The sequence below is a fragment of the Streptomyces lushanensis genome, assembly GCF_001700515.1.
Taxonomy (GTDB): Bacteria; Actinomycetota; Actinomycetes; order Streptomycetales; family Streptomycetaceae; genus Streptomyces; species Streptomyces lushanensis.
This window is the reverse complement of sequence record NZ_MAUD01000189.1, coordinates 1-5,274: the sequence shown is the minus strand read 5'-3', so window position 1 is coordinate 5,274 and position 5,274 is coordinate 1. Positions and strand designations below refer to the sequence as shown.

The following is a 5,274-nucleotide window of genomic DNA, read 5'->3' as shown; positions in this document are numbered from 1 at the left end:
CGGTTCCGGCGCCGTGCACCGCGCCGAACTGCTGCACGCCGCGCACTCGGCGCGGCTGGTCGGGCTGCACCGGCCGGCCGCCACCGCCGTCAGGATCGCGCGGCTGCTGGCCGAGGCCCGCTCCGACGACCCCGCGTTCCGGCTGTCCGCGCTCTCCACGGAGCTGGCCGAGCTGCTGGATCTGGCACGCCGGCCGGCCGAGGCACTCCCCCCCGCGCGCAGGAGCTACCGGCCGGAAGGACCGCTCCGGCTGTACGGACTCTTCACCGAGCCGGTGGTGACCGCTTCCGGATACGCGGGCGCCACCGTGTACGCCCTGGCACCCGACGGCACGCTCCGTACGGTCTCGGACGTCGCTCCCGGCGGACCGGAACGCGCGCTTCAGGCGTCGGGGACGCCGGTGCCGGGCGGTTGCGCGCTTCCGCTGCGGGAGTTGGGCGACGGCGGCGGGGTGATCCTCACGTCGCCGACGGTCTCGCCGGACGGCAGGATCGGGGGCGGCGGGCAGGTCCGTTCCGTACGGGCCACCGGCGCGGGCTGGTACGAACCGCCGCCGGCCGCCCTGTGGGAGCGGCCACCGGTCGAGCAACTGGCGGCGGCGCTGCGCTGGTCGGCGGAGCCGGCCGACGTCCGGGCGGCGGGCGGCGATCTGCTCTTCCTCGACGGTATCTGCGCCGGCGCGGGCTTTGTCGTGACCGGCGGTCCCACGCTCCGGCTGTCGGCGCCGGACGAGCGGCCCGAACTGCCGTACGCCGAGAACCTCCGGCTGCTCGCGGGCCGCCCCGGTCTGGCGCTGCGGCTGATCGCCCGGATCGTGCCGGACCGGCCGGACCGGGTGGAGGTGCTCGCCGCGTCCTGGACGGGCCATGACGGAGAGTCGGTTCGGGTGGATCTGGGACTGCGCAGGCTCCACCGCTCGCACATACCTGCCGTACCGGTGCCGCTGCCGGCGGCGGGCGCGGCGGAACCGGCGGGTCCGTTGACGGGGACGACACCGGCGGGCGCGGCGCGGTCCGGCGTGCCGGTGGCCTTGCCGCCGCCCGCGCTACCGGTCGAGCTGGACCTGCTGCGCAGGGCCGTGGACCGGGCGGTCGCGGGAGGGCGTGCGGTGACCGCCGTATCGGCGGACGGTGAACTGCCGCGTCGGCTGCGGACCGTGGGCCTCACCGGAGGAGCGGAGCGGGTCGAGGCCCTGGCGGAGGCGGCGGCGGACCGGCGCCACGACGTCCTCGGACGGCTGCTGCCCGCCGATCCCCGGGGCTTCGCGCTGGCATGGCTCGCCACGGCGGTGTACGTGTCGGCGGCGGCCGAGTCGTTGCTGCTGGCGGCCTGGACGCCGGACGGGTCTCCGGCGAACTGATCGGCGGCGCCGATCGTCATAGTGCTGGAGGGTCAGGAACGCGATCCAGTCAGGGGGAACGATGCCACTGCCGAAGCTGTCACGCCCGCGCGTGCCGAGGCCGCACGTGCCGAGGCTGCCTTGGTCGGCATGGCTGCGGCGGCTGCCGCGCCGGTCGTGGTGGCCGCGCACCCGGCGCGGGCAGCGGCGTGCGGTGCAGGCGGCCATGCTCGGGTGTGTGCTGGCGCTGATGCCCGTGACCTGGATGTACGCGGTCGCGGACAGCCGCGTCCGTACGGTCGCCGATGTCCCGGCCGGGGATGTCGCGGTGGTCTTCGGGGCCGGGCTGCGCTCCGGCCGGCCGACACCGTATCTCGCGCACCGGCTCGACGCGGCGGCGGAGCTGTACAGCACGGGCAAGGTGAAGGTCGTGCTGGTCACCGGGGACAACAGCCGGGTGGAGTACGACGAGCCGGGCGCGATGCGCGCGTATCTCGTCGGGCTGGGTGTGCCGGACGACCGAATAGTCAGCGACTACGCCGGGTTCGACAGCTGGGACTCGTGCGTGCGGGCCAGAAAGATATTCGGCGTCGAGCGGGCGGTGCTGGTGACACAGGGCTTCCATGTCAGGCGCGCGGTGGCGCTCTGCCGGGCGGCGGGGGTCGAGTCGTACGGGGTCGGAGTCACCGAGCGGCGTGACGCGACCTGGTACTACGGCGGTGTACGCGAGGTGTTCGCCTCGGGCAAGGCAGCGGCCGAGGCCCTGCTGCGGCCGGACCCCATGTTCCTCGGACCGGTCGAAACAGGAGTGACCGAGGCGCTCGCGGCACGCCGCGTCCGCTGACGTCCAGGAAGCCGGGGCGCGGCCGGCCTCCTGGACGCCGGAGTTCACGGTGAGTGCGGTAGGGGTGGAAGAGCCGGCTCCGGCCCCGACGGCGCCGGAGCCGCCCGACCCGGTCGGGCATGAGCCGGGCCGGCCTGGCGGGCCGGTGAGTAGGCGGCACGCGCGTACGGGCCGGCATGGGCCAGCCAGTCGCCGCCCGCGATCAGCCGGCCCCGCGCACGGAGTTCCTGGGCCACGCGAGGTGCCGCGAAGTACACCCAGGCGCTGACCGTGGTGCCGCCCGCCGACAGGACATCGCGGGCCACCCGGTCATACACATTGGCCGGGTCACCGGGCGCGACATACTCCTCCAACCCGTCCAGTACGGTGAGGAGTTCGCCGTACTCCCCGGGCTTCGCCGTGACGAGGTCGCCCACGACCGTGCCCGGGGCCTCGATCACATACGGATAGCCGGGGCCGTCGTAGAGCAGGGCTCCCTCCAGGCGCGCCGGTTCCTCGCGGGCCGTGCGGCCCCGCATGTACAGCTCGTAGTTGGGCTCACCCGGCCGCAGCGTGCCGTACACGAAGAACGGCAGTTCGCCCGTCGCCCCGGCGCCCGCCGTGTCGGCCACCGCTCTCATGGCGCGTCGGTCTCCTCGCTGATCCAGGTCAGATACTCGGCGCTGCCGCGCACCACCGCCGTGGCGATGATCTCCGGTGTGTCGTAGTCGTGGACGTCCTTGAGATGGGCCTCCAGGGCGTCATAACGGGAGGCGGTGGTCTTGAAGAGGATCTGCCACTCCTCCGCGGTCTCGACCGCGCCCTTCCACCGGTAGACGGAGGCGACCGACGCGGAGATCTGCGCGCACGCGGCGAGCCGGGCCTCGATCACTCCACGGGCGATCTCCTCGGCCCTGGCCGCGCCGTCGATCGTGGTCATCACGGTCAGATACTCGGCAGGGGACACGTGGCGGGCTCCTTCGGGGCGGGCCGGGGTCGGGCGGTACGGAAGCGGGCGGTACGGAAGCGGGCGGTACGGAGTCGGGGCGTACGAATTCGGGGGTACGAAGTCCGGGCGGGTGCCGCGTACCAGGAGGTAGTACAGCACCGTAGGCGGCTCCGCCGCACCACCGCACCCACCGCTCGCGGCACGACCGCCGTGCCGCGTCGGCGCCCGCCGCACCGCCCCTTCGCCGCCCCGCCCGCCTCGCCTCAAGCGCCGTACGGGCGAACGGACTTGGCCTCGCGCAGAGCCAGGCCCCACCAGCCGAGCTGGTCGAGCATCGCCTTGGCCGCCGCGTCGCACCGGGCCGGGTCCTTGTGCCGGCCCTCGTCGTCGAAGTGCGCGCCCGCCTGATGGAAGGAGACCGTGTCCCGGACCGTGACGGCGTGGAGTTCGGCGAAGACCTGGCGCAACTGCTCGACCGCGCGCAGTCCACCGGAGATCCCGCCGTACGAGACGAAGCCGACCGGTTTGGCCTGCCATTCGCCGTAGTGCCAGTCGATCAGTGATTTGAGGGCGGCGGGGAAGGAGTGGTTGTACTCCGGGGTGATCACGACGAACGCGTCGGCCTCGGCCAGCCGCGCGGTGACCTTGCCGAGTTCGCCCTTGACGGCGGGCACCGGGTCGAAGGAGAGCGCGGTCGGCAGATCCGTCTCCGCGAGATCGATCAGTTCGGTGGTGAAGTCCGGGCGCTCGGCGGCGCGGGCGAGAAACCAGCGGGAGACGACCGGGCCGAAGCGGCCCTCGCGATTGCTGCCCAGGATGACGGTCAGCTTCAGGGGGTGGGGGCCGGATGGAGCCGTGGTTTCCGGCGTGATGACGTCCGTGGTGGTGTCCATGAGAAAAGGCTCGTACCTCAACCTTGCTTGAGGTCAAGCTGTCCGTGCTCGAACCGCGCGGCGGCACGTCGTACGGTGATGACCATGACGACTGCCGCACCGCATCTGCTGATCGAGGTCGACGGCCGGCCCGCGACCGAGGCCGATCTGCGTCTCCGCGCGCTGGACACCTATGGACACTTCACCGCCCTGCAGATCAGGGACGGCCGGGCGCGCGGCATGGACCTCCATCTCGCCCGGCTCGACGGCGCGACCCGTGAGCTGTTCGGCACGGGCCTGGACAGCGAGCGCGTACGGGCGGCGCTCCGGCACGCGCTCGACGGTGTACGGGACGCCTCGGCCCGGGTCTATGTCCACTGGCAGGACGCGCCGGACAGAGCGGACCCGGCGGCAACAGCGGAAGCAGCGGACGCCGCGGCCACCACGAGCAGCGCGGGCACTCGTGGCAGCACAGGCGCGAGCACCAGCGTCAGCACCGGCACCGGTGGCAGTGGCGGCGGCGGCACGACCCTGATGGTGACGGTACGGCCTCCGGCTGCCCCGGACGGCAGGGCGAAGAGGCTGATGTCCGTCCCGTACCAGCGCCCGGTTGCGCATATCAAGCATCTCGGCGGCTTCGCCCAGATCCACTACGGCCGGCTCGCCGAGCGCGCCGGTTTCGACGACGCGCTGCTCACCGGTCCCGGCGGACTGGTGGCGGAGAGCGCCATCGCCAACATCGGCTTCTGGGACGGCGCTTCCGTCGTCTGGCCGGACGCTCCGGTCCTCACCGGCATCACCATGGCCCTGCTGGAACCGCGCCTTCCGGCCGCCGGCCTCCCGTCGGTCCGGCGCCGGGTCACCCTGTCCGACCTTCCCCGGTTCCGCGCCGCCTTCCTCACCAACTCGCACGGAGTCGCACCGGTGGCCGGCATCGACGGGACGGTCTTCCCGGGCGACACGGCGCTGCTGAAGACGGTGACGGAGCTTTACGAGGGCGTGGAGTGGGACCGCGTCTGAGCGGCGCCAGGCACGGCGGGCAGAGCGGGCACGGCGGGAACAGCAGCGACCGTGGGCATGACAGGCACAGCGGAGGAGCGGGCACGGCGGGGACAGGATGCGCGGCGAGGAGAGCGGGCCCCGCGCACCGCGAGGACGGCGCGCGCACATCCCCGTCACCCGTTCGGAGCGTGCCGGGCAACTCATCGGAGTGATGGCGTGTCAGCAGCCGTGACCTGCGAAGACACGGACCGGAACGTGAGCCGCGCCGGGCGCGGCTCACGTTCCGGTC

The 5,274-nt window shown here is 73.2% G+C and carries 5 protein-coding genes and 1 pseudogene; 3 read left to right on the top strand and 3 right to left on the bottom strand.

From position 1 onward, the window contains the following. The coding region (locus tag BFF77_RS35655) for a hypothetical protein (RefSeq protein WP_169922674.1) at nt 1-1,360 on the top strand (1,360 nt) is incomplete at its 5' end. Between the two features lie 61 nt (nt 1,361-1,421). After that, nucleotides 1,422-2,183: a SanA/YdcF family protein gene (locus BFF77_RS17040; protein WP_079125228.1), complete on the top strand. Its 762-nt coding sequence runs from the start codon at nt 1,422-1,424 to the stop codon at nt 2,181-2,183. Between the two features lie 179 nt (nt 2,184-2,362). Here BFF77_RS17040 and BFF77_RS17035 read toward each other — a convergent pair. The 3 genes and pseudogenes from BFF77_RS17035 to BFF77_RS17025 form a co-directional block, all read right to left on the bottom strand. Then, a pseudogene (locus BFF77_RS17035) lies at nt 2,363-2,803 on the bottom strand (gamma-glutamylcyclotransferase family protein); the annotation flags it as partial. Then, nucleotides 2,800-3,129 carry a divalent-cation tolerance protein CutA gene (gene cutA / locus BFF77_RS17030; protein WP_066950182.1) on the bottom strand — a complete coding sequence of 110 codons (330 nt, stop codon included), beginning with the start codon at nt 3,127-3,129 and terminating at the stop codon, nt 2,800-2,802. The pseudogene BFF77_RS17035 and the gene cutA, both read right to left, overlap by 4 nt. Before the next feature lie 245 nt (nt 3,130-3,374). Beyond that, nucleotides 3,375-4,004: an NADPH-dependent FMN reductase gene (locus BFF77_RS17025; protein WP_066950176.1), complete on the bottom strand. Its 630-nt coding sequence runs from the start codon at nt 4,002-4,004 to the stop codon at nt 3,375-3,377. Between the two features lie 84 nt (nt 4,005-4,088). Here BFF77_RS17025 and BFF77_RS17020 point away from each other — a divergent pair, with 84 nt between their 5' ends. Continuing rightward, the gene (locus BFF77_RS17020) at nt 4,089-5,003 is read left to right on the top strand and encodes an aminotransferase class IV (RefSeq protein WP_107422176.1); all 915 of its coding nucleotides are present in this window, start codon (nt 4,089-4,091) and stop codon (nt 5,001-5,003) included. Nucleotides 5,004-5,274: the final 271 nt, after the last annotated feature.

Bases quoted from the DNA above. Each gene is read 5' to 3' on its own strand.
- BFF77_RS17025 (WP_066950176.1), bottom strand. From the start codon at position 4,004: ATGGACACCACCACGGACGTCATCACGCCGGAAACCACGGCTCCATCC.
- BFF77_RS17040 (WP_079125228.1), top strand. From the start codon at position 1,422: ATGCCACTGCCGAAGCTGTCACGCCCGCGCGTGCCGAGGCCGCACGTG.
- BFF77_RS17020 (WP_107422176.1), top strand. From the start codon at position 4,089: ATGACGACTGCCGCACCGCATCTGCTGATCGAGGTCGACGGCCGGCCC.